This window comes from Nonomuraea sp. NPDC050227, from assembly GCF_044459705.1.
Lineage (GTDB): Bacteria > Actinomycetota > Actinomycetes > Streptosporangiales > Streptosporangiaceae > Nonomuraea.
On record NZ_JBITJF010000009.1, the window covers coordinates 338,475 to 363,729 of the forward strand.

Annotated in this window: 23 protein-coding genes; 14 read left to right on the forward strand and 9 right to left on the reverse strand. The window is 70.4% G+C overall.

Annotated elements, in window-relative coordinates; genetic code table 11:
* Positions 1–178 precede the first annotated feature (178 nt).
* From ACIBK9_RS32930 to ACIBK9_RS32945, 4 genes are read left to right on the forward strand one after another with little or no spacing between them, the layout of a single operon-like run.
* Entirely contained in the window at positions 179–3,442 is a 3,264-nt protein-coding gene (locus ACIBK9_RS32930) for a nitrate- and nitrite sensing domain-containing protein (protein ID WP_397162539.1), read from the forward strand.
* A 5-nt stretch (positions 3,443–3,447) separates the two neighbouring features.
* A complete protein-coding gene (locus ACIBK9_RS32935) occupies positions 3,448–3,861 on the forward strand; it encodes a roadblock/LC7 domain-containing protein (RefSeq protein WP_201760494.1) in 414 nt (137 codons plus the stop codon).
* A 19-nt stretch (positions 3,862–3,880) separates the two neighbouring features.
* Positions 3,881–4,285, forward strand: a complete 405-nt coding sequence (locus tag ACIBK9_RS32940; protein WP_055507219.1) for a DUF742 domain-containing protein — start codon at positions 3,881–3,883, stop codon at positions 4,283–4,285.
* A gap of 7 nt (positions 4,286–4,292) precedes the next feature.
* A complete protein-coding gene (locus tag ACIBK9_RS32945) occupies positions 4,293–4,844 on the forward strand; it encodes an ATP/GTP-binding protein (protein WP_352350489.1) in 552 nt (183 codons plus the stop codon).
* Positions 4,845–4,893: 49 nt separating this feature from the next.
* Here ACIBK9_RS32945 and ACIBK9_RS32950 read toward each other — a convergent pair whose 3' ends face one another.
* Positions 4,894–5,667, reverse strand: a complete 774-nt coding sequence (locus tag ACIBK9_RS32950; protein ID WP_358283706.1) for an ABC transporter ATP-binding protein — start codon at positions 5,665–5,667, stop codon at positions 4,894–4,896.
* A gap of 105 nt (positions 5,668–5,772) precedes the next feature.
* On the reverse strand, positions 5,773–7,065 hold the full coding sequence (locus ACIBK9_RS32955) for a flavin-dependent oxidoreductase (RefSeq protein WP_397162540.1): 1,293 nt from the start codon (positions 7,063–7,065) through the stop codon (positions 5,773–5,775).
* An 82-nt stretch (positions 7,066–7,147) separates the two neighbouring features.
* Between ACIBK9_RS32955 and ACIBK9_RS32960 the strand changes: the two genes are divergently transcribed.
* Positions 7,148–7,582: a pyridoxamine 5'-phosphate oxidase family protein gene (locus tag ACIBK9_RS32960; RefSeq protein WP_364324477.1), complete on the forward strand. Its 435-nt coding sequence runs from the start codon at positions 7,148–7,150 to the stop codon at positions 7,580–7,582.
* On the opposite strand, the gene ACIBK9_RS32965 is transcribed toward ACIBK9_RS32960, so the two are convergent.
* From ACIBK9_RS32965 to ACIBK9_RS32975, 3 genes are read right to left on the reverse strand one after another with little or no spacing between them, the layout of a single operon-like run.
* Positions 7,569–8,399, reverse strand: a complete 831-nt coding sequence (locus tag ACIBK9_RS32965) for an ABC transporter permease (protein WP_397162541.1) — start codon at positions 8,397–8,399, stop codon at positions 7,569–7,571. The genes ACIBK9_RS32960 and ACIBK9_RS32965 overlap by 14 nt on opposite strands.
* Positions 8,396–9,214 carry an ABC transporter permease gene (locus ACIBK9_RS32970; RefSeq protein WP_397162542.1) on the reverse strand — a complete coding sequence of 273 codons (819 nt, stop codon included), beginning with the start codon at positions 9,212–9,214 and terminating at the stop codon, positions 8,396–8,398. Before ACIBK9_RS32970 ends, ACIBK9_RS32965 begins: the two co-directional genes overlap by 4 nt.
* A complete protein-coding gene (locus ACIBK9_RS32975; RefSeq protein WP_358283719.1) occupies positions 9,211–10,086 on the reverse strand; it encodes an ABC transporter substrate-binding protein in 876 nt (291 codons plus the stop codon). Before ACIBK9_RS32975 ends, ACIBK9_RS32970 begins: the two co-directional genes overlap by 4 nt.
* Before the next feature lie 765 nt (positions 10,087–10,851).
* Between ACIBK9_RS32975 and ACIBK9_RS32980 the strand changes: the two genes are divergently transcribed.
* The 4 genes from ACIBK9_RS32980 to ACIBK9_RS32995 all read left to right on the forward strand — a co-directional run bounded on the left by ACIBK9_RS32980 (position 10,852) and on the right by ACIBK9_RS32995 (position 15,086).
* Positions 10,852–13,674 (forward strand): nitrate- and nitrite sensing domain-containing protein, encoded by a 2,823-nt coding sequence (locus ACIBK9_RS32980; protein ID WP_397162543.1) that lies wholly within the window; start codon positions 10,852–10,854, stop codon positions 13,672–13,674.
* Complete coding sequence (locus ACIBK9_RS32985; protein ID WP_020546542.1) at positions 13,671–14,093, forward strand: roadblock/LC7 domain-containing protein; 423 nt, start codon at positions 13,671–13,673, stop codon at positions 14,091–14,093. The genes ACIBK9_RS32980 and ACIBK9_RS32985 overlap by 4 nt, the downstream gene beginning before the upstream one ends.
* Before the next feature lie 71 nt (positions 14,094–14,164).
* Complete coding sequence (locus ACIBK9_RS32990; RefSeq protein ID WP_352350491.1) at positions 14,165–14,512, forward strand: DUF742 domain-containing protein; 348 nt, start codon at positions 14,165–14,167, stop codon at positions 14,510–14,512.
* Positions 14,513–14,519: 7 nt separating this feature from the next.
* A complete protein-coding gene (locus tag ACIBK9_RS32995) occupies positions 14,520–15,086 on the forward strand; it encodes an ATP/GTP-binding protein (protein WP_352350291.1) in 567 nt (188 codons plus the stop codon).
* Positions 15,087–15,111: 25 nt separating this feature from the next.
* Here ACIBK9_RS32995 and ACIBK9_RS33000 read toward each other — a convergent pair whose 3' ends face one another.
* The 4 genes from ACIBK9_RS33000 to ACIBK9_RS33015 are packed head-to-tail and all read right to left on the reverse strand — an operon-like array spanning position 15,112 to position 18,683.
* The gene (locus ACIBK9_RS33000) at positions 15,112–16,116 is read right to left on the reverse strand and encodes a methyltransferase (RefSeq protein WP_358283726.1); all 1,005 of its coding nucleotides are present in this window, start codon (positions 16,114–16,116) and stop codon (positions 15,112–15,114) included.
* A 16-nt stretch (positions 16,117–16,132) separates the two neighbouring features.
* Positions 16,133–16,924, reverse strand: a complete 792-nt coding sequence (locus ACIBK9_RS33005) for an ABC transporter permease (protein WP_397162544.1) — start codon at positions 16,922–16,924, stop codon at positions 16,133–16,135.
* The gene (locus tag ACIBK9_RS33010; protein WP_397162545.1) at positions 16,921–17,697 is read right to left on the reverse strand and encodes an ABC transporter permease; all 777 of its coding nucleotides are present in this window, start codon (positions 17,695–17,697) and stop codon (positions 16,921–16,923) included. The genes ACIBK9_RS33005 and ACIBK9_RS33010 overlap by 4 nt, the downstream gene beginning before the upstream one ends.
* Entirely contained in the window at positions 17,697–18,683 is a 987-nt protein-coding gene (locus ACIBK9_RS33015; RefSeq protein ID WP_397162546.1) for an ABC transporter substrate-binding protein, read from the reverse strand. Before ACIBK9_RS33015 ends, ACIBK9_RS33010 begins: the two co-directional genes overlap by 1 nt.
* A gap of 462 nt (positions 18,684–19,145) precedes the next feature.
* Between ACIBK9_RS33015 and ACIBK9_RS33020 the strand changes: the two genes are divergently transcribed.
* Genes ACIBK9_RS33020 through ffh form a run of 5 tightly spaced genes read left to right on the forward strand, consistent with a single transcriptional unit; the run spans position 19,146 to position 24,955 of the window.
* Complete coding sequence (locus ACIBK9_RS33020) at positions 19,146–21,959, forward strand: nitrate- and nitrite sensing domain-containing protein (RefSeq protein ID WP_397162547.1); 2,814 nt, start codon at positions 19,146–19,148, stop codon at positions 21,957–21,959.
* Positions 21,956–22,378: a roadblock/LC7 domain-containing protein gene (locus ACIBK9_RS33025; RefSeq protein WP_352350301.1), complete on the forward strand. Its 423-nt coding sequence runs from the start codon at positions 21,956–21,958 to the stop codon at positions 22,376–22,378. The genes ACIBK9_RS33020 and ACIBK9_RS33025 overlap by 4 nt, the downstream gene beginning before the upstream one ends.
* A gap of 5 nt (positions 22,379–22,383) precedes the next feature.
* Positions 22,384–22,776 (forward strand): DUF742 domain-containing protein, encoded by a 393-nt coding sequence (locus tag ACIBK9_RS33030; protein ID WP_352350303.1) that lies wholly within the window; start codon positions 22,384–22,386, stop codon positions 22,774–22,776.
* A 7-nt stretch (positions 22,777–22,783) separates the two neighbouring features.
* Positions 22,784–23,344, forward strand: coding sequence for an ATP/GTP-binding protein (locus ACIBK9_RS33035; protein WP_352350493.1), 561 nt, complete (start codon positions 22,784–22,786; stop codon positions 23,342–23,344).
* A gap of 57 nt (positions 23,345–23,401) precedes the next feature.
* A complete protein-coding gene (gene ffh / locus ACIBK9_RS33040) occupies positions 23,402–24,955 on the forward strand; it encodes a signal recognition particle protein (RefSeq protein ID WP_358283740.1) in 1,554 nt (517 codons plus the stop codon).
* Positions 24,956–25,255: the final 300 nt, after the last annotated feature.

The window sequence follows — 25,255 nt, forward strand, 5'->3', positions numbered from 1 at the left end:
TGGTACGGACTGTGTTCCAATTACCCAGCCGGACAGAATCCCATGCGCCACACGCGTGTCTGATTTCTTTCGAGCACGTACCGGCGAGAGGTAGCGAGAGTCAGTGAGGACGGAAAACCCCAGGCACACGAGGTCAGGGGAGTACACAGGCGGAAGGTTCCGGCTGGGGAACTGGCGTGTGCGCTCGAGGTTGATCGCGCTGATCCTCATCCCCACCATCGTGGGCGTGCTCCTCGCGGGCGTGCAGCTCGCCAACGCCATCGGGACGAGCTCCGAGTACCGCCGGCTGACCCAGGTCGCCGAGCTGGTGCAGCGCATCGGCGGGCTCAACCACGAGCTGGCCAAGGAGCGCACGCTCACCGCGTGGTACGTGACCGACCAGTCGAAGGCAGGGCGGTTCGTCCAGCTCAAGACCCAGCGCGCGGCCGTCGACGCGGCCAAGAAGAAGGTGCTGGCCTCGGCCAACGCCATCGACGCCGCGCACTCGGCCCGTATCCGCGACGGTGTGGAGAACATGCGCCGGTGGCTCACCGGCCTCGACAGCCTCCGCACGTCGATGGTGGCCGAGGGCACGCCCCCGCGAGCCGCGATCACCACGTACACCACCATGATCGGCGTCTTCTCCGCGATCCAGGGCGACCTGGGCGACGGCGTGAACGACGACGACCTCCAGGGTGACGTGGCCGCCCTCGGCTCGCTGCAGCGGGTCAAGGAAGAAGTCTCCAGGCAGCAGGCCATTCTCATGATCGCGCTCATCGAGCGTGAGCTGGACTACGACGACCTGTCGGAGTTCCTCGGCTCGTGGAGCCGCCAGCAGGCCGAGCTGACCGCCTTCGAGCGGGAGGCCGACCCGGCGGACCTGCGCGCCTACCAGAAGAGCATGCGCGGGCCGGACATCGACCGCGCCGACGCCATGCGGCAGCGCGCCCTGGCCCAGGTCCGCGAGTACAACCGGATCCGCGACCTCGACGTCACCTCCGCTCGCGACCTGAGCCGCTGGTACGACAGCACCACGCTGGCCGGCAACACCATGCGCAAGGTCGAGGACTCCCTGGCCACCAAGATCGTGACCAGGGCCCGCGAGCTGAGCGACACCGAGCAGCGCAACGCCATCATCAGCGGCGCGACCATCCTCGTCCTGCTGCTGCTGGTCCTGATCATCACCACCCGGGTGGCCGGTTCACTGGTCCGCCCGCTGCGCCGGCTGCGCGCCGAGGCGCTCCAGGTGGCCACCACCCGGCTGCCCGAGACCGTCCGCATCCTGCGCGAGTCCGGCGACGGCGCGCAGATGCCCGAAGTGCCCTCGGTCGGCGTCAACACCCGCGACGAGATCGGTGAAGTGGCGCGGGCCTTCGACGAGGTCCACCGCGAGGCGCTCCGGCTGGCCGGCGACGAGGCCAAGCTACGCGCCAACGTCAACGCCATGTTCGTCAACCTCTCCCGCCGCAGCCAGACGCTGGTCGAACGGCAGCTGCAGCTCATCGAGGGCCTGGAGCAGGGCGAGGAGGACGAGCAGCGGCTCGCCAACCTCTTCCGCCTCGACCACCTGGCCACCCGCATGCGCCGCAACAGCGAGAACCTCCTGGTCCTCGCCGGCCAGGAGGCCGCGCGCAAGTGGAGCGAGCCGGTGCCGCTGGTCGACATCGCCCGCGCCTCGCTGTCGGAGGTCGAGAACTACGAGCGGGTCCAGATCAAGATCCCGTCCGGCACGCTGATCGTCGGCCCGGCCGTCACCGACGCCGTCCACCTGCTCGCCGAGCTGATCGAGAACGCGATCTCCTTCTCGCCGCGCGAGAGCAAGGTCGAGGTCTCCAGCGTGGCCGCCGACGGCGGCGTCATGATCTCCATCAACGACCTGGGCATCGGCATGAGCCCCGAGGAGCTCGCCGAGGCCAACTGGCGCCTGGCCAACCCGCCCGTCGTGGACGTCGGCGTCTCCCGCCGCATGGGCCTGTTCGTGGTCGGCCGCCTGGCCCTGCGCCACGGCATCCGCGTCCAGCTCAGCATGCGGGAGACCGGCGGCCTGAGCGCGCTGGTGATGATGCCCGACATGCTCATCAGCGGCGGCGCCGGCATGCCGCAGCAGCCCGGCAGCCAGTACGAGGCGTTCACCACGTTCGACCCGAGCCAGTTCGGCGTCGCCGCCGCGCCCGCCGAGGCGAGCCAGAACGGCGCCCCCGTCTCCGCGCCCGACGCGGCCGACCGGGTGCTGGACACGCAGTGGCCGGGCTCGCTGCCCGCGCCGGGCACCGGCAACTGGCCGTCCTTCGCCGACGAGTCGGCCCAGGAGGAGACCCGCTGGGGATCCTTCGGCGAGGAGCCGGGCCGGGACGAGCCGCGCTGGCCGTCGTTCGCCGAGGAGCCCAAGCCGTCCTTCGGTGACGAGCCCAAGCCGTTCTTCGCCGACGAGCCCAAGCCGTTCTTCAGCGATGAGCCGAAGCCGTCCTTCGGTGACGAGCCCAAGCCGTTCTTCGCCGACGAGCCGCCCGCGGCCCAGCCGCAGCCGCAGCCGCAGGCCCAGTCCCCGTGGGGCGAGCAGCGCTGGCCCTCCTTCGCCGAGCAGCCGCCGCCGCTGCAGGACGACGAGCCCCGCTGGCCGTCCTTCGCCACCGAGCCGCCGCAGAGCGGGACGGAGGAGCCCCGCTGGTCCTCCTTCGGCTCGCCGTCCTTCGGCGACACCTCGCTCGGCCAGTCGGCCTTCAACGAGGAGCCGCCGCGGCGGTCCCTGTTCGAGTCGGTCGACCCGCCGCGCCCCTCGGCGTTCGGCGAGGAGCCCTACCGGGCGGCGTTCGGCGACCTGCCGGGGTTCGGCGCGGAGGAGCCCAAGCCCGCCGACCAGTACGAGCAGAGCCGTCCGGGCGCCTACGGCCCGTTCGGCCAGGGCGACTACTCCTCCCAGGACCTGACCGGCCCGCTCCCCGTGGTGCGCACCTCGCCCCTGGAGGAGCAGAGCGAGGAGTTCCTGCCGATCTTCTCGTCCGTCGGCTCGGACTGGTTCCGCAGGCCCGACCCCGAGCAGCTGCGCCAGCAGGAGCAGGAGCCCGAGCACGAGATCACCGCCGTGCATCCGGCCGTGCCCGCCGACCCTCCGGCGGCCGCGCCGCCCGCCGCCCCGGCGGTGGGCCGGTCCGGGCTGCCGCAGCGCAGGCCCGGCCAGTCGGGCGCCGGCGCGTCGTGGTCCTCGCCCGCCGACTCCGGTTTCCAGGCGGCCCAGGCCGCCGCGCAGCCCGCCCAGGCCGGCACGACGTCCTCGGGGCTGCCGCGCCGGGTGCCCAAGGCCAACCTCGTGCCCGGTACGGCCAGTCTCGCCGAGCCGCAGCCCACGTCACCGCCGCCGCAGATCTCGCCCGAGCGGTTGCGCAGCAGGCTCTCCAGCTTCCAGCAGGGAGTGCGGCAAGGCCGCGCGTTCACCCGCGGAGAAGAGAATGAGGAGGACAAATGAGAGAGATGAGCCAGGGAGCGCGTGGCATCAGCTGGCTGATCACCGACTTCGTGAACAACGTGCCGGGCGTCGCGCACACCGTCGTGGTGTCGTCCGACGGCCTGCCGCTGGCCTTCTCGGAGGGTTTCCCCAAGGACCGGGCCGACCAGCTCGCCGCGGTCGCCTCGGGCGTGATCAGTTTGACGCAGGGCGCCGCGCGGGTCTTCGAGGGCGGCATGGTCACCCAGACCGTCATCGAGATGCAGCGCGGGCTGTTGATGATCATGTCCATCAGCGACGGGTCCTGTCTGGCCGTCCTCGCGGCTCCCGACTGTGACATGGGCCTCGTGGCGTACCAGATGACGCTGCTGGTCGAGCGCGCCGGTCAGGTGCTCACCCCGGCCGTACGCGCTGAGCTGCAAGCGGCCCGCCCCCGCTAGCGGGCGGTGACAGGAGATCATGGTGTCAGGTCAGGGTTGGGCTGGTGATAGCACTCCGCCGCATCCGGCGGCCCCTCGTCCGCAGAAGCCGAGTTCCCTGGTACGGCCCTATGCCGTGACCGGGGGGCGCACCGCGCCGCGGATGAAGTTCGCCATGGAGGCTTTGGTGTCCTCCGTGACGTCGGAATACCAAGACATTTCCCTACTGAGTCCGGAGTATCAGGCGATCATTCAGCTGACCCGGAACGTCCGGTCGGTTGCCGAGATCTCCGCCCTTTTACGCCAGCCCCTTGGTGTGGTCCGGGTGCTGATCGCCGACATGGCGTCGGAGGGCCTGATCCGCGTGCACCAGCCTGCGCTGGACGCGGGAAAGCCGGACCTCAACTTGCTCGAAAGGGTGCTCAGTGGACTTCGCAGGCTCTAGCCCCGGTCTGACCTCGACGAAGATCGTCGTGGCCGGGGGCTTCGGCGTGGGGAAGACGACGTTCGTGGGAGCGGTCTCGGAGATCCTGCCGCTCACCACGGAAGCGGTCATGACGGACGCCTCGGCCCACGTCGACGACGTCTCGCTCACGCCGAACAAGACGACCACGACCGTGGCGATGGACTTCGGACGTGTGTCGCTGGATCGCGACCTGATCCTCTACCTGTTCGGCACCCCCGGACAGCACCGGTTCTGGTTCATGTGGGACGACCTCGTGCGCGGCGCGATCGGCGCCGTCGTCCTGGTGGACACGCGCCGTCTGGCGGACAGCTTCCCCGCCATCGACTACTTCGAAGAGGCCAAGCTGCCCTTCGTCATCGGCATCAACGGCTGGGACGGCCAGTTCGCCCACGCGGAGGACGAGATCCGCGAGGCGCTGTCCGTCGGCGGGCACATCCCGATCGTCCGTCTCGACGCCCGCCAGCGCGACGCGGTGAAATCCACCCTGATCACGCTGGTGGAGCACGCGCTCACGCGCCACTCCCACACGCCGGTATAGCCCGACGCGCCCCGGGCGCCCGGCTTGAGGCCGGGCGCCCGTCCGCGCGTCAGACGGTGGTGGCGTGGCCGCGCACCAGGCGGCCGACCTCGGCGCGCAGGTGCACGAAGTCGGGGTGCTCGCGGGTGGTGATCTGGTCGCGCGGCTCGGGCAGGTCGACCTTGAGGTCGCCGACCACGTGCGCGGGGGCCTTCGACAACACCACGACGCGGTCGCCGACGTAGACGCTCTCGTCGATGTCGTGGGTGATGAGCACGATCGTCATCTGGTGGTGGCCGCGCACCTTCAGCACGAGGTCTTCCAGGTCTTCGCGGGTCTGGGCGTCGACCGAGCCGAACGGCTCGTCCATGAGCATGAGCGAGGGCCGGTAGGCCAGCGCCCGCGCGATCGCCACCCGCTGCTGCATGCCGCCGGAGAGCTGGAACGGGTACTTCTTCTCGGCGCCCTGGAGCCCGACCGACTCCAGCGCCTCCTGGGCGGCCTCGCGGCGCTGCTGCTTGTCCATGCCCCGGCGGCGCAGCGGCAGGGCCACGTTGTCGGCCACCGACATCCACGGGAACAGCGAGCGGCTGTAGTCCTGGAAGACCACCGCCAGGTTGTCGGGGGTCTGCCGCACCAGCTCGCCCTCGACCCTGACCTCGCCGCCGGTCGGCCTGATCAGCCCGGCGATGGAGCGCAGCAGGGTCGACTTCCCGGCTCCCGACGGCCCGACGATGCACAGCAGCTCGCCCGCGGCGACGCTCAGGTTGAGCCCTTCGATGGCGTGGTGAGCGTTGGGGCCACCGCCGCCGTACACGTGGGAGAGGTTCTCTATCTCGAGCATGGATGTCCTAGGGGGCGAGGCCGCGAGCGGAGGACCGACTCGGGAAGCCGGAAATGTCGGTATGGCTCTACGGTGTCGGATCTTACCCTTGAGTCTTCGCGGCTGTCATGGGATGCGTACGCTCCACGACTCCCGCTCGTTCAGCGCCCGGACGTCGGCGTCGGAGATGCGCCGCTGCGCCCCGGCCATGGCGGCCAGCTCGGCCTCCGTCAGCACGTCGGCGATGTCGGCGAACCCGTCGGGCGCGCGCTCGGTCACCAGCCCGATCGTATCCTCGATGGGCAGCGCCCGATGCGCCATCACCAGCGCCGACGTGGGCGGACGCCGTTCCTCCTCGTACGCCTTGAGCGCCGTGACCGGGTCGCCGGACGTCGCCAGGCGCCGGGCCAGCACCCGCGCGTCGAGCACCGCCTGCGAGCCGCCGTTCGAGCCGATCGGGTACATCGGGTGCGCGGCGTCGCCCAGCAGCGTCACCCGGCCCTCTCCCCAGACCGGCAGCGGGTCCCGGTCCACCATCGGGTACTCCAGGATGCGCGGGGAGGCCGCGAGCAACCCCTGGACGTCGGCCGGCCGGTACCGCCAGTCGGCGAAGTGCGCGGCCACCTCCGCCAGCCGGCCCGCGCGCGACCAGTCGGCCTCCGCGGCGACGCCGGGCTCGGCCACCTTGACCTCGGCCACCCAGTTGACCAGCCGGGGGTTGCGGGCCGAGATGTGGTAGGTGACGAACTTCCCGGCCCGGTTGGAGCCGCCCACCAGCACGGTGGCGCCGTCCAGGACGCGGTCGGCCTCGGCCACCCCGCGCCACATCCTGATGCCGGACCACAGCAGCGGGTCGTCCGACGGGTGCAGCAGCGCCCGCACCGTGGACTGCACGCCGTCCGCGCCGACGAGCACGTCCACGCGTTCCTCCACGAGCTCGCCGCCCCGCCGGAGCCGGACGAGGACCTGCGCGCCGTCCTGCTCGAAGCCCTCCAGGCGGACGCCCGTCCGCACCGGGACGGCCCGTTCCTCGACCGCGGCCAGCAGCGCCATCTGCAGCTCGCCCCGGTGGATGCTGTACTGCGGCCAGCGGTATCCGGCCGAGCGCCCGCGCGGCAGCGCCAGGATCACGTTGCCGTGCCGGTCGGCGAAGGTCATGAAGGTCGTCTCCACGCCCAGCGCGGCCAGCTCGCCGGCCAGCCCCAGCTCGGTCAGCTCCCGTACGGCGTGCGGTTGCAGGTTGATCCCGACGCCGAGCGGCCTCAGCGTGGCGGCCGCCTCCACGACCACGCACTCCAGCCCGGCCGCCGCCAGGCTGAGCGCGGTGGTGAGCCCGCCGATCCCGGCGCCCACGACCATCGTCCTCACGTCGCCCCCAGTGGTCTCGATCCGGTCCCACGTGTCCCTGACGGGGAACATGACGATAAGTTTCTCGCCCTTTGCAGGCCGAAGACCAGAGTTATCCCATTAACCTCGTTCCTATCTGGGTGTGAGGTGTGTGATGCGCGGATTCAGTGATGGGGAGTTCGCCTACCTGCTTGAGCACGACCTGGCGCGGCTCGCCACGGCGGGAGCCGGGGGAACGCCGCACGTCGTGCCCGTGCGGATCCATCTCCAGCCGGACCGCGGCATGATCGCGGTCGGCTCCCGCCTGCTGCCCGGCGGCGTGCGTCCCCGGCGGTATCGCCGGGACGTCAGGGACAACCCCGAGGTGTCGCTCGTCGTGGACGACTTCACCGAGGACGGGCCGCGCGGCGTCCTCGTCCAGGGGGTCGGGCGGGTCCACGCCAAGGGCGGCGAGCGGCTGAAACCCGGGTACGAGCCCGTATGGGTGGAGATCATGCCGCTGGCCGTCGCGTCGTGGGGCATCGACTCGGGCGCCTACGAGCCGCCGCGCAGCCGCCCGGTCGCCGCCGGCACGTTCACTGCTCCGTGAGCCGCTGCGCGCCGAGGTGCCAGGCCAGCACCCGCCGCTCGGCCACCAGGAACAGCTCGTTGAGCAGGTAGCCCAGCACGCCGAGCAGCACGATCCCGGCCCACATCGCGGGCAGGTCGAACGTCGAGTACGCGGTGGTGAGCTGGAACCCGATGCCGTTGGAGGCCCCCGGCAGCAGCTCGGCGAAGACCATGACGATCAGCGACAACGACAACGACAGCCGCAGCCCGGCGAACATCTTCGGCAGCGCCGACGGCAGGACGACCCGCAGCAGGCGCTCGGTCCCCGACAGCCGGAACACCCGCCCGGTGTCCAGGTGCAGCGGATCGACCGCCCGCGCGCCGTCGGCGGTGTTGAGCAGCACCGGCCACACGACGCTGAACGTGATGAACGCCAGCTGCATGCGCAGCCCGAAGCCGAACACCACCAGGAACACGGTGACCAGCGCGGGCGGTGGGATCGCGCGCAGGAACTGCAGCACGCCGTCGAGATAGTCGTAGACCCGCGCCGACAGCCCGAACGCCAGCCCGAGCAGCACCCCGGCCACCGCCCCGCCCGCGAACCCGGCGGCCATCCGGCCCAGGCTCGGCAGGACGTCGTCCACCGCCGCGCCGGTCAGGAACAGGCTGCCGGGCGGGCCGGAGAACCACATCTGGTGCATCCGGGCCACGATCGTCGTCGGCGGCGGGAAGAACGAGCTGCCCGCCAGCCGCGTGCCCGCCTCCCAGGCCAGGACCAGCACGGCCAGCACGGCCACCCGGAACGCCGTGCCGCGCGTGCGGTCGCGGGCCGACGGCCCGCGCCGGCCCCCGGTCACGACCCCTCCGTCAGCCGGGCGTGGTGCCAGCGGAAGGCGCGCTGCTCGGCCGCCACCAGCAGCGCGTTGACCAGCACGCCGAACAGTCCCACCCAGAACACCCCGGCCAGGATGTCGGTCATCCTGGCCGGGACCGCGATCCCGGCGAAGAAGATGAACACGCCGATGCCCTCCCCGCGCCCGGCCACGATCTCGGTGCTGACGGTCAGGATGAGCGCCACGGACGCCGCCAGCCGCACGCCCGTGGTGATGAACGGCGCGGCCGACGGCAGGCTGACGCGCAGCAGCACCGACAGCGGGCCGAAGCCGTAGGAGCGCAGGGTCTCCTTGGCGACGGGGTCGACGCCGCGCAGGCCGTACATGGTGTTGTAGAGGATGGGCCACATGGCGGCGTAGAGCACGAGCGTGACGCGGAGCTGCAGGCCGGTGCCGATCACGAGGGCGACCAGCGGGATCAGCGCCACCGACGGGATCGGCCGCAGGAACTCCACCACCGAGCGGGTGGCGGCGTCGATCACCGGCACGCTGCCGAGCAGCAGGCCGAGCGGCACCGCCACCAGCACCGCGAGCCCGAGCCCGAAGGCCCAGGCCAGCAGGCTGGTGCGGGCGTGGGTCAGGAAGGCCGGATCGGCGAGCAGCGCCAGGCCACGCCCGACGATCCGCGTGGCCGGCGGCAGCACCTCGGCGTCCACCAGCCCCGACCGGCTCAGCAGCTCGACGAGGACGGCGAAGCCGGCCGCCCCCGCCGCCCGGCGCGACCACCGCGTGGCGGCGCCGGCCGGACGGCGGACGACGGCCGTCGCGGTGCTGCTCACCCCGACGTCGTCGGCGACATCAACGTCTTGACGTCGATCTCCTTGCCCAGCCACTTGGCCTCCCACATCCAGTCGGCCACCCGCTGCAGCCGCACCGGGTTGTCGGAGCTGGAGAAGTAGGGGAAGGTGACCGTCGCCGCCGTGGACGCGTCGATCTGCGTGAAGTTCGGCAGCACCTTGGCCACCACCTCACGGTTGTTCTCCATCAGCTTGGCCGCGTTGTGGATGGCCCGCTGGAAGGCCGCCGCCGTCCTCGGGTTCTTGTCGTACCAGTCCTGGGTGCTGATGTATCCCGAGATCGGGAACTCCGCCGCCGGCCCGGAGGCCGGGTCGAGGATCTTGCGCGCGCCCATCGACGAGGTCGCCGCGGTGACCTGCGGCTCGCCCAGGTAGGCGGCGTCGATCTGGCCGCTCTTCCACGAGGCCATGATGTTCTGGAACGTCACGGGGACGTACTTGATCGTGCCGGGGTCGATGTTGTTGGCCTTGAGCACCTGGGTGAGCGCGAGCTCCTGGAAGTTGTGCAGGACGTTGACGTTGATCGTCTTGCCCGCGAGGTCCTTCGGCGTCTTGATGGGGGAGTTGGGCAGCGCCATGATGCTGAGCGAGTCGGGGGCGGCCCGCGAGCCCTCGGCGAGCACGTGGATCTTGATCGCCCCCTTGTCGTGCGCCTGGAACATCGACACGTAGTTGCCGAACATGGCGTCGATCTCGCCGTTGACCAGCATGGGGATCGCCTCGGGGGCGGCCTGGACGACCTGCGGGGTGACGTCGAGACCCTCCTGCTCGAAGAGCTTCTGGTCGATGGCGACGTAGATGGCGGCACTGTCGATGGCGGGCAGGGTGGCGATCTTGAGCTTCGTCTTCTCCAAGGCGCCGCCGCCGCCGTTCGCGGAGGCGGAGGGTGGTGCGCTGGCGGTGGTTGAGCCGCCGGTGCTGCACGCTACGGCGCCTAAAGTCACAGCGAACCCGATGATGGCGGCCTTGGCGGAGCGGCCAAGCCTCATGTCAGGGACTCCCTTCAAGACGTGGAGCCGGGGGGACCGGGTGGCTGAACTGCCCCCGGGGCTGAGTGCCTGACGAACAAGCAGGAATCGACCGTAGCACCACATTGGCAGTCATTATCAAGAAAATGACTCTTGTGGTTGCAATGTCCGTTTGCCGCTCTATCGTAAATAGAGGCGTGAGATGTCTTTGTCCGTTTTGGGAAAGAGGGTGGCGACCGGGGCGTCTGTTACTGGTGGGACTAGCTGACCTGGATCGTTCCGCGGGCGGAAGGGGGCTTGCGGAACACGTTTCGGCTGCCCGTTTTTGCAGGTAAACGGCGGTCTACCAATTTTGTCACAATTTTTGGACAATCCGGGATATAAGCCTCAGAGGGGCACTATAGGTGGTTGGTCCTGACCGGTACCTGTGCTCAAATGGCCCTCATCTCGATTGTACATATTGCCCCACGTGCATTTACCTGCATGGTCTTCGAGAATTCCCCTCCGGGGCGAGAGGTTGCGAGGCAAGTGAGAACGCAGAGCGCTGAAGCTTCCGCTGACCGCGAGCCGCACGGGCACCAGAAGCGACGGCCGCCCAAACCTGCTTCTAACAGGTTCGGATTGGGCAATTGGCACGTACGATCGCGCCTCGTGGCGTTGATCGTCGTACCCACGGCTGTCGCGGTGGGCCTGGGCGGGCTGAACGTGATCACCTCCCTCAGGGACGCCGACACCTACCAGACACTCAGAGAGGTGGCCGAGCTCAGCGAGCAGCTCGGCGCCGTCACGCACGAACTGGCCTTCGAACGGGACGAGACCGCTCTCTACATCGCCCAAGGCCGTCCGGAGAGCCGCGCGGCCCAGCTCCGCACCACCTACAGCGGGGTCGACAACCTCATCGACGAGGCCAAGGTGCGGGCCGGCGCCCTCACCGACACCCACGCCGACTCCGTACGCCCGGTGCTGCGCCGCCTGGAGGAGATCCAGACCCTGCGCGACACCGCCGTCAAGGGCAAGATCCAGCCGCTGCCGATGATCCAGAAGTACTCCCAGATCATCGCCACCCTCCTGCAGTTCCACGACCAGGTGGGACAGGTCGCGGTGGACGACGACATCTCCCACAGCGCCAGCTCCATGGCGGCCATCGCGCGCGCGAAGGAGCAGGCGTCCAAGCAGCGCGGCATCCTGGCCAGCGCCCTGGACAAGAAGAGCTTCGACAGCGGCGAGCTCGACGCGCTCTCCGACGCCAAAGCGCGGGAGGAGAGCGAGGAGACCCTGTTCGCCACCCTCGCCAGCATCGACCAGCTGGAGCTCTACCGCGACACCGTGGTGGGCAGGGACGTCGACCAGACCGACCTGTTCCGGCTGCGGGCCATGGCCCAGTCCGTCGAGGCCAAGCCCCTGAGCATCGGCGTACGGCCGGACAAGGACGTCGGCACCTGGTTCGACGTCAGCACGGGCAAGATCGACGCCCTGCGCAGCGTGGAGAAGTCGCTGGCCTCCTCGGTCATCCTGCGGGCCCGCGCCCTGGAGGAGGCGGCCAACCGGTCGGCGCTGATCTCCGGCGTGCTCATCATGATCCTGCTGATCGTGGTGCTGATCATCATCACCTTCATCGCCCGCTCGCTCATCAGGCCGCTGCGCAGGCTGCGCGGCGAGGCCCTGGACATCGCCGGCAAACGCCTGCCGGAGACCGTGCGGGCGCTCCGCGAGGCGGGTGACGGCAAGGTCGGGCCCGTCCCGCCGATCGGGGTGGACACCCACGACGAGATCGGCGAGGTGGCGCGCGCCTTCGACGAGGTCCACCGCGAGGCGGTCCGGCTGGCCGGCGAGGAGGCGCGGCTGCGCTCGAACGTCAACGCGATGTTCGTGAACCTGTCGCGGCGCAGTCAGACGCTGGTGGAGCGGCAGATCACCCTGATCGACGGTCTGGAGCAGGGCGAGCAGGACGAGCAGCGGCTCGGCAACCTGTTCAAACTGGACCACCTGGCCACGCGTATGCGGCGCAACAGCGAGAACCTGCTGGTGCTGGCCGGTCAGGACCCGCCGCGGCGCTGGAGCCAGCCGGTCAAGCTGGTCGACGTGGCCCGCGCCTCTCTGTCGGAGGTCGAGAGCTACGAGCGCGTCGTGCTCCAGGTGCCCGACGGCGTGTCGGTGGCCGGTCAGGCCGTCAACGACGTCATCCATCTGCTGGCCGAGCTGGTGGAGAACGCGCTGTCGTTCTCGCCGCGCGAGACCCGGGTGGCGGTGTCGGGCAGCAGGATCGACGGCGGCGGCGTGATGTTGTCGATCACCGACTCCGGCATCGGCATGACCCCCGAGGAGCTGGCCCAGGCCAACGACCGCCTCACCGACTCGCCCAGCGTCGACGTGTCGGTCTCGCGGCGGATGGGCCTGTTCGTGGTCGCCAGGCTGGCCCACCGGCACGGCATCAGGGTGCAGCTCCGTCCGCACAGCTCGGGCGGGCTGACCGCCATGGTGCTCGTCCCGGAGAACATGCTCGGCACGCAGCCGCCCGGGTTCGCGGGCATGCAGCCGGCGGCGGCCGAGAGCACGTCCGGGAGCGAGCCGTACGTGGGGCCGCACGCGGCGCCCCCGGCCACCGACTGGCCACCGATCTCGGCTCCGCCCGAGGCCGACTGGCCCGCGGCCGCCTCCGCCGCCGGGGCCGACTGGCCGCCCGCGCCGCCCGCGCCGGGAGCCGACTGGCCGCAGGCGCCGCTCACGCCGGCGGCCGACTGGCCGCAGGCGCCCCCGGCCGCCGGACAGGACTGGCCGCGGCCCACCTACCAGATGGGCCCCGCGCACCCGTCGTACCCGTCGAACCCGGAGGCGGGGGGCAACTGGCCGCAGTGGCCCTCGTCCGACGGCTGGCCCTCCGACCCGCACGGCGGCGGCTTCGACAGCCACGACATCTGGTCGCCGCCGCGCAACAACGGCGATCGCGGGCTGCCCAAGCGTCCCGCGGCCGAGCCGCCGCCCCCCTGGAAGCAGGACGGCTTCCAGCGCCCGCGGCCCGACTTCCCCGAGACCGAGTCGGCGGCCACCGGCCCGATCCCGCCCGTGCCGCCCGCCTCCGCCGGGGACGACTACCTGCCGATCTTCGCCGCCGTCGAGTCGGCCTGGTTCGGACGCGACGAGGGCGGCTGGGGCTCGACGAAGGCCGACGCCGGCTGGAGCGCCGCCGAGGCGGCGGCCGAGCCGGCCCGCGACGGCACGACCGCGGCCGGCCTGCCCAAACGGGTGCCCAAGGCGAACCTGGTGCCCGGCTCGGCCGACACCTCCGCCTCGCCCAAGGGCGTGTCCCCGATGCCCTCGGTCTCGCCGGACCGGGTGCGGAACAGGTTGTCCAGCTTCCAGCAGGGTTTCCGGGCGGCCCGCGACGACATCACCGGGGGCAAGGCGTTCCAGCCGGGCCCTCGCGGCTCCTACAACGGTGAAGCCCACAACAGTGAAAGAGAGGAGGGCGCATGAACGACCTGAGCCACGCGGCGCGCGGAGTCGACTGGTTGATCACCGACTTCGTCAGCACGGTCCCCGGTGTGGCACATGCGGTGGTCGTCTCGTCCGACGGGTTGCCGCTTGCGGCCTCGTCGGGTTTTCCGGCTGACCGGGCCGACCAGCTGGCCGCCATCGCGTCGGGGCTGGTGAGCCTGACGCAGGGTGCGGCCAGGGTGTTCGAGGGTGGTGCGGTCAACCAGACGATCGTGGAGATGCAGCGCGGGCTGATGCTGATCATGTCGATCAGCGACGGTTCGTGCCTGGCGGTGCTGGCGGCTCCCGACTGCGACATGGGGCTGGTGGCGTACCAGATGACTCTGATGGTGGATCGCGCCGGTCAGGTGCTGACCCCGGCTGTGCGGGCCGAGCTGCGCGCCAGCCAGACCAGGTGATGTAGGTGACGGACCAGAGATGGAACAGCGGCGGCTGGGCGCCTCCGCCCAAGCCACAGCCCCAGTCGCAGCTGCACCCCGACCCCGCCTCGCCCGTCCGCCCGTACGCGGTGACGGGTGGGCGGACGGCGCCCAGGGTCAAACTGGCGATGGAGGCCCTGGTGTCGTCGGCGACGGCCGAGCACCGGGAGTTCTCGCACATCACGCCGGAGTACCAGGCGATCAGCCAGCTGTGCAGGCAGGTCAGGTCCGTGGCCGAGGTGTCGGCGCTGCTGCGGATCCCGCTGGGCGTGGTGCGTGTTCTGATCGCCGACATGGCGGCCGAGGGCCTGGTCCGCGTGCATCAGCCACAGCTGGACGCCGGCAGGCCGGACGTTAATCTGCTCGAAAGGGTGCTCAGTGGACTTCGCAGGCTCTAGCCCCGGCTTGACTTCAACGAAGATCGTGGTAGCCGGCGGTTTCGGGGTGGGCAAGACGACGTTCGTCGGCGCGGTCTCCGAGATCATGCCGTTGACCACCGAGGCGGTGATGACCGACGCCTCCGCGGGGATCGACGACCTGGGCATGACGCCCCTGAAGTCGACCACGACCGTCGCGATGGACTTCGGCCGCGTCTCGCTCGACCGTGACCTGATCCTCTATCTGTTCGGCACGCCGGGCCAGCATCGGTTCTGGTTCATGTGGGACGACCTGGTGCGCGGCGCGATCGGCGCGGTCGTGCTGGTGGACACCCGCCGGCTGGCCGACAGCTTTCCCGCGATCGACTACTTCGAGGAGGCGCAGCTGCCGTTCGTGGTGGGCGTCAACGGCTGGGACGGCCAGTACCCGCACAGCGACGCCGAGGTCCGCGACGCCCTCACGCTGGCCCCCCACATCCCGCTCGTCCGGCTGGACGCGCGCTCCAAGGACGCCGTCAAGAGCGCGCTGATCCAGCTGGTCGAGCACGCCCTGTCGATCAGGATGGCGGTGCCGGGCTGGAGCGGCGGCAGCTGATCCGGCCCGCCGCCGCCCCTCGCGCTCAGCGGGGCCGGGCCTCGATGAGGCTGGCTCCCGAGCCCAGCTCGACGACCTCGGCCAGGCGCAGGTCCGCCCGGTCGAGCAGTGCCGTGTACTGCTCCCGGCTGCGCTCGGCGCCGCCGTCGAAGATCGCCAGCATCCGCATGTCGATGTCCTTGCCCAGGTGCGGCGCCTCGTCGTCGGGCAGCACCACCTCCAGCACCAGGACGCGGCCGCCGGGGTTCATCGCCCGGCGGACGTTGCGCAGGATCGTGACCGCGTCCTCGTCGTCCCAGTTGTGCAGGACGCTGGCCAGCAGGTAGACGTCGCCGCCCGCCGGGACCTCGGTGAAGAAGTCGCCGGTGACGACCTCGCTCCGCTCGCCCAGCCCCTCGGCGGCCAGCAGCTCCCTGGCCCGGTCGGCCACGTGCTCCAGGTCGAACAGGATGCCGCGCATGTCCGGGTTGGCGTGCAGCACCGTGGCCAGGATGTGGCCCTTGCCGCCGGCCACGTCCACCATGGTCGCGGTGGCCGGGAAGTCGTACCGCTTGGCCAGGCCCTCGGTGAAGGGGATCGCGCGGGCGGTCATGTAGTCGTCGAACAGCTTGCCCGCTCCGGGGTTGGCCGCCAGGTAGTCGTACAGGTGGCCGTAGCGGGCGGCGAAGGCCGAGCCGCCGTCGCGGACGGTCGCGGGCAGGTTGCCCATGGCGTGCCAGAAGCCCTCCTCGCCGAGCATCCTGATCGACGAGCGCACCGAGTCGGGCACGTCCGAACGCAGCGCCGTGCCGCGCTCGGTCAGGTCGAACGTGTCCGGCCCGGCGCCGCGGACCACGCCCATCCCGGCCAGCTCGCGCAGCACGCGGCGCAGCCGGGGGGCGTCGGCCTCGCAGCGGGCGGCCAGGTCGGCGGTGGTGAGCGGACCGTGGGCGAGATGGTCGGCCAGGCCGAGCTCCGCCATGGTCAGCAGAGCGGCGAAGCGCGAGATGTCGGCCACGGCCCCCCAAAGGAGGTCATCCGAGTGGGGCATGGGGTCCTTCCAGAAGTCAGACGTTGCGGTTGGCCTGCCGGTGCCACACCAGCAGGCGGCGCTCGGCCAGCACGAACAGCGAGTTCACCAGGTAGCCGAGGATGCCGAGCAGGGCGATCGCGGCCCACACGCCGGGCCCGTCGAAGCTGCGCTGGGCCTGCAGGAGCTGGTAGCCGATGCCGTCCGTGCTGCCGAACAGCTCGGAGATCACCATGAGGATCAGCGCCAGGGACAGGCTCAGCCGCAGCCCGGCGAAGATCTTCGGCGAGGCGGCGGGGAGCACGACGACGCGCAGGCGCTGTGCCTTGGACAGGCCGAACACGGTGGCGGTCTCGGTGTAGGTGCGGTCCACGGCCCGGACGCCCTCGATCGTGTTGAGCAGCACCGGCCAGATCACGCCGAAGACGATCGTGGCGAGCTGCATGCCGAGCTGCGCGTACTCGGTGCGCGCGAACAGCGCGACGAACAGCGGCAGCAGCAGCGGCGGCGGGATCGCCCGGCCGAACTCGAACAGCGCGTCCACGTAGTCGGTGGCCGCCTTGGAACGGCCGAGCGCCACGCCGAGCAGCACCCCGAGCAGCGAGGCCAGGATCCAGCCGCTGAACATGCGGCCGAGGCTGGGCAGGATGTTGCCGATCGCGTCTTCGGTGAGGAACAGGTGGGAGACGGGCCCGGAGAACCACATCTGGTACATGCTGGTGACGATGGTGAGCGGCGGCGGGAAGTCGCTGTCGTCGATGAGCCGCCCGAGCAGCTCCCAGACGACCAGCACGACCGGCACCACCCACAGCCTGGACAGCCGCCTCACGACTCCGACGCTCCCATCCGGACGCGGTGCCAGCGGAACAGCCGCCGCTCGCCGGCCAGCAGGACGAGGTTCGCGAACACCCCGAACGCCCCGGCCCAGAACGTCGCCGCCATGATGAGGTCCATCCGGTTGCCGCTGCCCGCCTGGATCGTGTAGACGCCGATCCCGGCCGTGCCGCCGGCCAGCAGCTCGGCGCTGACCGCGAGCACGAGCGCGATGCCGGCCGCGATCCTGATGCCGGTCGCGACGAAGGGGGCGGCGCTCGGCAGGCTGACCCGGGCCAGCACGGCCAGGCGGCCGAAGCCGAAGCTGCGCAGCGACTCCTTGGCCAGCGGGTCCACGTCCTGCATGCCGTACAGGGTGTTGATCAGGATCGGCCACATGGACGCGTACACGATGACCGAGACCTTCATCAGGCCGTCCACCGGGATCAGCAGGATCGCCAGCGGGATGATCGCCACCGAGGGGATCGGGCGCATGAACTCCAGCAGCGGCCGGATCGCCCGCTCCACCGGCGGCACCGCCCCCAGCAGCACGCCCAGCGGCACGGCCACGACGATGGCGGCGAGCAGGCCGAGCGCCCAGTTGGTGAGGGTGGTGGCCAGGCCCTCCGTGAACACCGGGTCGGCGAGCAGGCGCACGGCTTCGTACAGGATGACGGAGGGCGCCGGGAAGATCACGCCGTCGCTCAGCGCGAAGCGGATGACCAGCTCACCGGCGATGAGGAACCCCGCGGCGCCGGCGGCGCCGCGGAGCAGACGCGCGGTGTTCATCAGCTTGCAGGGGCGGCGATGACCGACTTCACGTCGACCGGGCTGGTGAGGTACTTGTACTCCAGCATCAGGTCGGCGACCTTCTGCAGCCGGTTCTCGTTCAGCTCGCTCGGGTACGTGCCGAGCGTGATCACCGAGGCCGTCTTGGCGTCGATCTTGGTGTACTTCGGCAGCGTCTCCTCGATGACCTTGCGGTCACTGGAGGCGAGCTGCTGCGCCTTGGCGATGGCCCGCTGGAAGGCGGCCAGCGTCTTCGGGTACTTCTGCACCCAGTCCTCGGTGGCCATCCAGCCGGCGATGGGGAAGTCCTCCGTCTGGCCGGTCATGGTGTCGGCGAGCTTGCGGAAGCCGAAGGCGCTCTGGTTGGCGGTGATGAAGGGCTCGGTCATCCAGCCCGCGTCCGCCTGCCCGGTGTTGATCGCGTTGCCCTGCTCCGGGAACGGCTTCTCCACGAACTTCACGTCGGTGTCGGCCAGACCGGCCACCTTGAGCTGCGTCTCCACGGCCAGGGTGGCGATGTTCCTGAGGTTGTTGACGTAGACCGTCTTGCCCTTGAGGTCCGCCACCGTCTTGATGGGGGAGTCCTTCGGCACCATGATGTTGAACGTGTTCGGCGCGGCCTGGTACATGTCCGCGACCAGCTTGATCTTCTTGCCCTTGCTCACCGCGAGGAAGGTCGAGACGTAGTTGGTCTGCGAGATGTCGAGCGCACCGCTCTCGATCTGCGGCAGCGCCGCCGCGCCACCGGTGATGGTGACCGGCTCGACGGTCAGTCCCTCTTCCTTGAAGAAGCCCTTTTCGTTGGCGAGATAGACCGACACAACGTCGGGCACGGGGAGGGCGCCGACCTTGATGGTGGTCTTCTCCAGGCCCTTGCTGTTGGCCGAGCTCTTCGCGGTCTCGCCGCTGCCTCCGCCGCAGCCGGCAAGGGTGAGCGCCAGAGCCACGCCGACGACAATGGCGTGACCGCGCATAGTGCGTGTCATGGGGGGGTTCTCCTACCAGGGGGAAGTTCCGGAGATCGGCACGGGATGCCGGGCGTGAAGCGTACCGGAGCCGACTTCGGATCTACAGCGCTATGCCGCGTATATGTTGGTTTATCGCGAAAATATGACAAATCGGCGCTATAGATGTAAATCAGAAGATTAAGTATGTTTAGTGGCGATATGTCCGTATTGGGGCGGTGGTTGCGCTCCGTGTGCGCTGGTATGCGACGTGAAGGGAGTGCGATGTGGAACGGTTGAAAACCACCGAAACGTTGGCCTAAGTATGAGGTTTGTGCTCAAATTGGGCCTCGAACTTGCCTGCGATCACTCGTCCGCGTGACGAAGCCGCTGATTCCCCCTGAAGCAGGCCATGGCGAGAGGTTGCCACCAGTGAGGACAACAACGACCGGATCCGGTCGTGGCCGGGCTCCGGACGCCCCGGAAAAGGCCGCGGACGGCGAGGTGCGGCAAGCCCACACGCCCAAGGCGGGCAGCCCGTTCGCCCTGCGCAACTGGCGCGTGCGTACCCGCCTCATCGCCCTCATCGCCATTCCCACCCTCGTGGCCGTCGTCCTCGGCGCCCTGCGGGTCACGACCTCGATCAGCAGCGCCCAGCAGTACCAGGACATCAGCAGCGTGGGGACCCTGGTCGCACAGCTCGGCGAGCTCTCCCGCGACCTCGGGCTCGAACGCGACCTGGCCACCCGCCACGTCGCCACCAACCGCGGAGCCTCCGACGAGCAGCGGTTGCAGAGCCAGCACGAGATCGTCGACAAGCGCATCGCCGGCACCCTTGAGGCGGGGAAGAAGTCCGAGACGGCGCTGTCCGACCTTGGCAGGAAGTCCCTCGACCACATCCGGATCCGGCTCGGCCAGATCCCCACGATGCGCAAGGCCGTCGCCGAGACCAAGCTCGGCCCGCTGCCCACCAGCGAGAAGTACTCCGAGGTCATCGCCGAGCTGCTGCAGCTCTACGACGAGCTCGGCCAGGGCTCCACGGACGAGGAGATCATCGCCACCAGCGCGGCCCTGCGCGCCGTCGCCCGCGCCGAGGAGGAGGCCTCCAAGCAGCGCGGCCTGCTGACCAGCGCCCTGATCAGGGGCTCGTTCGAGGAGCCGGAGTACAACGCCTTCCTCGACGCCCGCTCCCGCCGCAACAGCGAGCGGGACTCCTTCCGCGCCGTCGCCACGCCCGCGCAGCGCCAGTTCTACGACAACACCGTCGCCAGCCTGAAGATCGGCCGCGCCGAGTTCTACGCCAGCCGCGCGGTGCTGCTGCACAACGCCAACCAGTCACTGCGCCGGCTCGACACCTCGACCAGGGACGACACCGACCAGTGGTTCCAGTCCATCACCGAGACCGTCGAGCGCCTGCACAGCGTGCAGAAGTCGCTGTCGGAGCAGATCGCCACCCGAAGCGCCGACATCGCCAGCAGCGACCGGCAGGTCGCCGCGATCAACATCGGCATCGTGGTGGGCCTGCTCGTCCTGGTCCTCGCGATCACCGCCCTGATGGCCGGCTCGCTGGTGCGCCCGCTGCGCCGCCTGCGCTCGGACGCCCTGAAGATCGCCGGCCAGACCCTTCCCGACCTGGTCCGGCAGCTGCGCAACACCGACGTCAGCCCGGAACAGCTCCAGGTCCCGCCGATCGAGGTCAACTCCAAGGACGAGATCGGCGAGGTGGCGCGCGCCTTCGATGAGGTCCACCGCGAGGCGGTCCGGCTGGCCGGCGAGGAGGCGCGGCTGCGCTCGAACGTCAACGCGATGTTCGTGAACCTGTCGCGCCGCAGTCAGACGCTGGTGGAGCGGCAGATCACCCTGATCGACGGTCTGGAGCAGGGCGAGCAGGACGAGCAGCGGCTCGGCAACCTGTTCAAGCTGGACCACCTGGCCACGCGTATGCGGCGCAACAGCGAGAACCTGCTGGTGCTGGCCGGTCAGGACCCGCCGCGGCGCTGGAGCCAGCCGGTCAAGCTGGTCGACGTCGCCCGCGCCTCCCTGTCGGAGGTCGAGAACTACGAGCGCGTCGTCCTGGAGGTGCCCGAGGGCGTCTCCATCGCCGGCCAGGCCGTCAACGACGTCATCCACCTGCTGGCCGAGCTCATCGAGAACGCGCTGTCGTTCTCCCCGCGCGAGACCCGCGTCCCCGTCTCCGGCAGCAGGATCGACGGCGGCGGGATCATGCTCTCCATCAGCGACTCCGGCATCGGCATGACCGGCGAGGAACTGGTCCAGGCCAACGAGCGCCTGACCGACGCCCCCACCGTGGACGTGTCGGTCTCCCGCCGCATGGGCCTGTTCGTGGTCGCCAGGCTGGCCCACCGGCACGGCATCAGGGTGCAGCTGCGCCCGCACGGCTCCGGCGGCCTGACCGCCATGGTTCTCATCCCCGAGACGCTGCTCGGCGCGCAGCCCGCCGCGGCCGCCGGGGCGGGCGGCAACACCGCCGCCACGACCGCCCGCGAGGACGCCTTCGCCGCCTCCCAGCCCGTCGCCGGGGCCCAGCAGTGGCCCGGCGCCGCGGGCTTCGGGCTCGCCCCCGGGCACCCGTCCTACCCGTCGTACCCGTCCGAGCCGGCCGGCGGGTCGTGGCCGTCGCTGCCGAACTCGCTGCCGTCCTCGATGTCGTCGTCCATGCCGTCCGCGATGCCGCAATGGCCCTCGACTGAGTCGACGAACACCGGCTCCGACTGGCTGCCGGACTCGTCGTCCGACGTCTGGGTGTCCTCGCGCGGGCCGGTCACCGGGGAGCACGCGCCGCCGCAGCGCGGCCTGCCCCCCGAGGAGCCCCGCGCCTGGTCGGCTCCGCCGCAGGAGACGTCGCCCGCGTCCAAGTACGACTACCCCGAGACCGAGTCGGCGGCGACCGGCCCGATCCCCGTCGTCAAGCCCGCCTCCGGCGGGGACGAATACCTGCCGATATTCGCCGCGGTGGAGTCGGCCTGGTTCGACCAGGGCGAGCCGAGCGCCACCTGGGGCTCGGCCAAGGCCGACGCCGGCTGGAACGCGGCGGCGTCCGTGGTGGAGCCCGTACGCGACGGCTCGACGGCGGCCGGGCTGCCCAAGCGGGTGCCCAAGGCCAACCTGGTGCCCGGATCGGCGGACACGGCGTCCGCGCCCAAGGGCGTGGCTCCCATGCCGTCGGTCTCGCCCGACCGGGTGCGCAGCAGGTTGTCGAGCTTCCAGCAGGGCTTCCGAGCAGCGCGTGACGACATCAGCGAGGGCAGGACATACCAATCCGGCCCGAGGAACGACAGTAGGGAGGAGGGCGCGTGAATGACCTGAGCCACTCGGCGCGCGGAGTCGACTGGTTGATCACCGACTTCGTCAGTACCGTCCCGGGGGTCGCGCACGCGGTGGTCGTGTCATCCGACGGCTTGCCGCTCGCGGCTTCGTCGGGTTTTCCGGCTGACCGGGCCGACCAGCTGGCCGCCATCGCGTCGGGACTGGTGAGTCTCACGCAGGGCGCGGCCAGGGTGTTCGAGGGTGGTGCGGTCAACCAGACGATCGTGGAGATGCAGCGCGGCCTGATGCTGATCATGTCGATCAGCGACGGCTCGTGCCTGGCGGTCCTGGCGGCTCCCGACTGCGACATGGGACTGGTGGCGTACCAGATGACCTTGATGGTGGATCGCGCCGGTCAGGTGCTGACCCCGGCGGTGCGCGCGGAGCTGCGCGCCAGCCAGACCAGGTGATGTAGGTGACGGATTCCTGGAACAGCGGTGGTTGGGAGCCCCAGCCGCCGGTCAGCTCGGACCCGGCCTCGCCGGTGCGCCCGTACGCGGTGACGGGCGGGCGTACCGCGCCCAAGGTCAAGCTGGCCATGGAGGCCCTGGTCTCGTCGGCTACGGCCGAACACCGGGAGTTCTCCCACATCACCCCCGAGTACAAGGCGATCAGCCAGCTCTGCCGTCAGGTTCGGTCGGTCGCCGAGGTGTCGGCGCTGCTGCGGATCCCGCTCGGCGTGGTGCGTGTTCTGATCGCGGACATGGCGGCCGAGGGCCTGGTACGGGTGCATCAGCCGCAGCTGGATGCGGGTAGGCCGGACGTCAACCTGCTGGAAAGGGTGCTCAGTGGACTTCGCAGGCTCTAGCCCCGGTCTGACCTCGACGAAGATCGTGGTGGCCGGCGGCTTCGGCGTGGGCAAGACGACGTTCGTCGGCGCGGTCTCGGAGATCATGCCGCTCACGACGGAGGCCGTCATGACGGACGCCTCCGCGGGCATCGACGACCTGGGCATGACGCCGCTGAAGTCGACCACGACCGTCGCGATGGACTTCGGCCGCGTCTCGCTCGACCGCGACCTGATCCTTTACCTGTTCGGCACGCCCGGACAGCACCGGTTCTGGTTCATGTGGGACGACCTGGTGCGCGGCGCGATCGGCGCGGTCGTGCTGGTGGACACCCGCCGCCTGGCCGACAGCTTCCCCGCGATCGACTATTTCGAGGAGGCGCAACTCCCCTTCATCGTGGGGATCAACGGCTGGGACGGCACGTACGCCCACAGCGACGCCGAGGTCCGCGACGCCCTCACGCTGGCCCCCCACATCCCGCTGGTGCGTCTCGACGCCCGCCAGAAGGACTCGGTCAAAAGCGCTCTGATCAACCTCGTCGAGCACGCGTTGACCGTCCGGATGGCCGTGCCAGGCTGGAGCGGCTAGGAGAGCGGATAGGCTGAAGTCTTAGACGTACATTCGCTTCGAGGACTGGCCAACCACGTGTTCGAGACGCTTTCCGACCGGCTGACATCGGTCTTCTCCTCCCTCCGATCCAAGGGTCGGCTGTCCGACGCCGACATCGACGCCACCACCCGCGAGATCCGCATCGCCCTGCTCGAGGCCGATGTCGCGCTCCCGGTGGTCAAGGCGTTCGTCGCCCAGGTCAAGGAGCGCGCCCGCGGCGCCGAGGTCTCCCAGGCGCTCAACCCGGCGCAGCAGGTCGTCAAGATCGTCAATGACGAGCTGATCGAGATCCTCGGCGGCGAGACCCGCAGGCTCCGCTTCGCCAAGACCGCGCCGACCGTCGTCATGCTCGCGGGTCTCCAGGGCGCCGGCAAGACCACCCTGGCCGGCAAGCTGGCCCGGTGGCTGCGCGATCAGGGCCACGCGCCCCTGCTGGTCGCCGCCGACCTCCAGCGGCCCAACGCCGTGCAGCAGCTCCAGGTCGTGGGCGAGCGCGCCCAGGTCGCCGTCTTCGCGCCCGAGCCGGGCAGCGGCGTCGGCGACCCGGTCGACGTCGCCCGCCGCTCGATCGACGAGGCCCGGCGGCTCAACCACGACATCGTCATCATCGACACCGCCGGCCGCCTGGGCATCGACCAGGAGATGATGAAGCAGGCCGCCGACATCCGCGACGCGGTCCGCCCCGACGAGGTCCTGTTCGTGGTCGACGCCATGATCGGCCAGGACGCCGTCACCACGGCCCAGGCGTTCATGGACGGCGTCGGCTTCGACGGCGTCGTGCTGACCAAGCTCGACGGCGACGCCCGCGGCGGCGCCGCGCTGTCGGTGCGGCACATCACCGGCCGCCCGATCATGTTCGCCTCCACCGGCGAGAAGCTGGAAGACTTCGACGCCTTCCACCCCGACCGGATGGCCTCCCGCATCCTCGACATGGGTGACATCCTCACCCTGATCGAGCAGGCGCAGAAGACGTTCGACGAGGAGCAGGCCGCCAAGATGGCGGGCAAGCTCACCTCGGGCGAGAACTTCACGCTCGACGACTTCCTCGAGCAGATGATGATGGTCCAGAAGATGGGCCCCATCAAGAACCTGCTCGGCATGATGCCCGGCATGGGGCAGATGCGCGACCAGCTCAACTCCATCGACGACCGCGACCTCGACCGCATCGCCGCCATCATCCGCTCGATGACGCCCGGCGAGCGCCAGGACCCGAAGATCATCAACGGCTCCCGCCGCGCCCGCATCGCCGCCGGCTCCGGCGTCACGGTCAGCGCCGTGAGCAACCTCGTCACGCGCTTCTTCGAGGCGCAGAAGATGATGAAGCGGGTGGCCGGGGGCATGGGGCTGCCGGGCATGCCCGGGGGGCGCGGGAAGGCGTCCAAGGCTCAGAAGAAGGCCAAGAAGGGGCGGCGCGTCAGCGGCGACCCGCGCAAGGCGGGCCTGGAGAAGTCGGCGTCCCCGTCGCCCGACGGCGAGGGCGGCGCGCCCAAGGCCGGGGGAGTGCTGGGGAACCTGGGCGGCAAGCTGCCGCCGGGGCTCGAACTGCCGCCGGGCTTCGACCCGTCGAAGCTGAAGCTGCCCGGGCAGTAGCCGCGCCGACAGGGGCGGGCACCCGTCCCGCCCGCCCCTGCCCTGACTGCCTGCCCGGCCCGCACGTCTGCCCGGCCCGCACGTCTGCCCGGCCTGCACGTCTGCCCGGCCTGCGCGCCTGCTGGGGCCTGCCGCGTCCGCCTCCTGCGCCTGCTTGTCGGGCAGGTCCTTTCACGTGTTGTCTGGCGTGTAGCTGTCTATTGCGTGGCCATCTGTCGCGCGCCTCTTTGCCGGGCGCGCGCCTGGCCCTGACCGCGACCCTGGGCTGGCCGACCGGCGCGTCTGTCTGTCCGCCGCGCC

What these genes read in the sequence shown, in the direction of transcription:
- ACIBK9_RS32960 (WP_364324477.1), top strand. Translation starts at nt 7,148, where the DNA reads ATGCGCGGATTCAGTGATGGGGAGTTCGCCTACCTGCTTGAGCACGAC.
- ACIBK9_RS32985 (WP_020546542.1), top strand. Translation starts at nt 13,671, where the DNA reads ATGAACGACCTGAGCCACGCGGCGCGCGGAGTCGACTGGTTGATCACC.
- ACIBK9_RS32955 (WP_397162540.1), bottom strand. Translation starts at nt 7,065, where the DNA reads ATGTTCCCCGTCAGGGACACGTGGGACCGGATCGAGACCACTGGGGGC.
- ACIBK9_RS33000 (WP_358283726.1), bottom strand. Translation starts at nt 16,116, where the DNA reads ATGCCCCACTCGGATGACCTCCTTTGGGGGGCCGTGGCCGACATCTCG.
- ACIBK9_RS32950 (WP_358283706.1), bottom strand. Translation starts at nt 5,667, where the DNA reads ATGCTCGAGATAGAGAACCTCTCCCACGTGTACGGCGGCGGTGGCCCC.
- ACIBK9_RS32935 (WP_201760494.1), top strand. Translation starts at nt 3,448, where the DNA reads ATGAGCCAGGGAGCGCGTGGCATCAGCTGGCTGATCACCGACTTCGTG.
- ACIBK9_RS32940 (WP_055507219.1), top strand. Translation starts at nt 3,881, where the DNA reads ATGGTGTCAGGTCAGGGTTGGGCTGGTGATAGCACTCCGCCGCATCCG.
- ACIBK9_RS33015 (WP_397162546.1), bottom strand. Translation starts at nt 18,683, where the DNA reads ATGACACGCACTATGCGCGGTCACGCCATTGTCGTCGGCGTGGCTCTG.
- ACIBK9_RS33010 (WP_397162545.1), bottom strand. Translation starts at nt 17,697, where the DNA reads ATGAACACCGCGCGTCTGCTCCGCGGCGCCGCCGGCGCCGCGGGGTTC.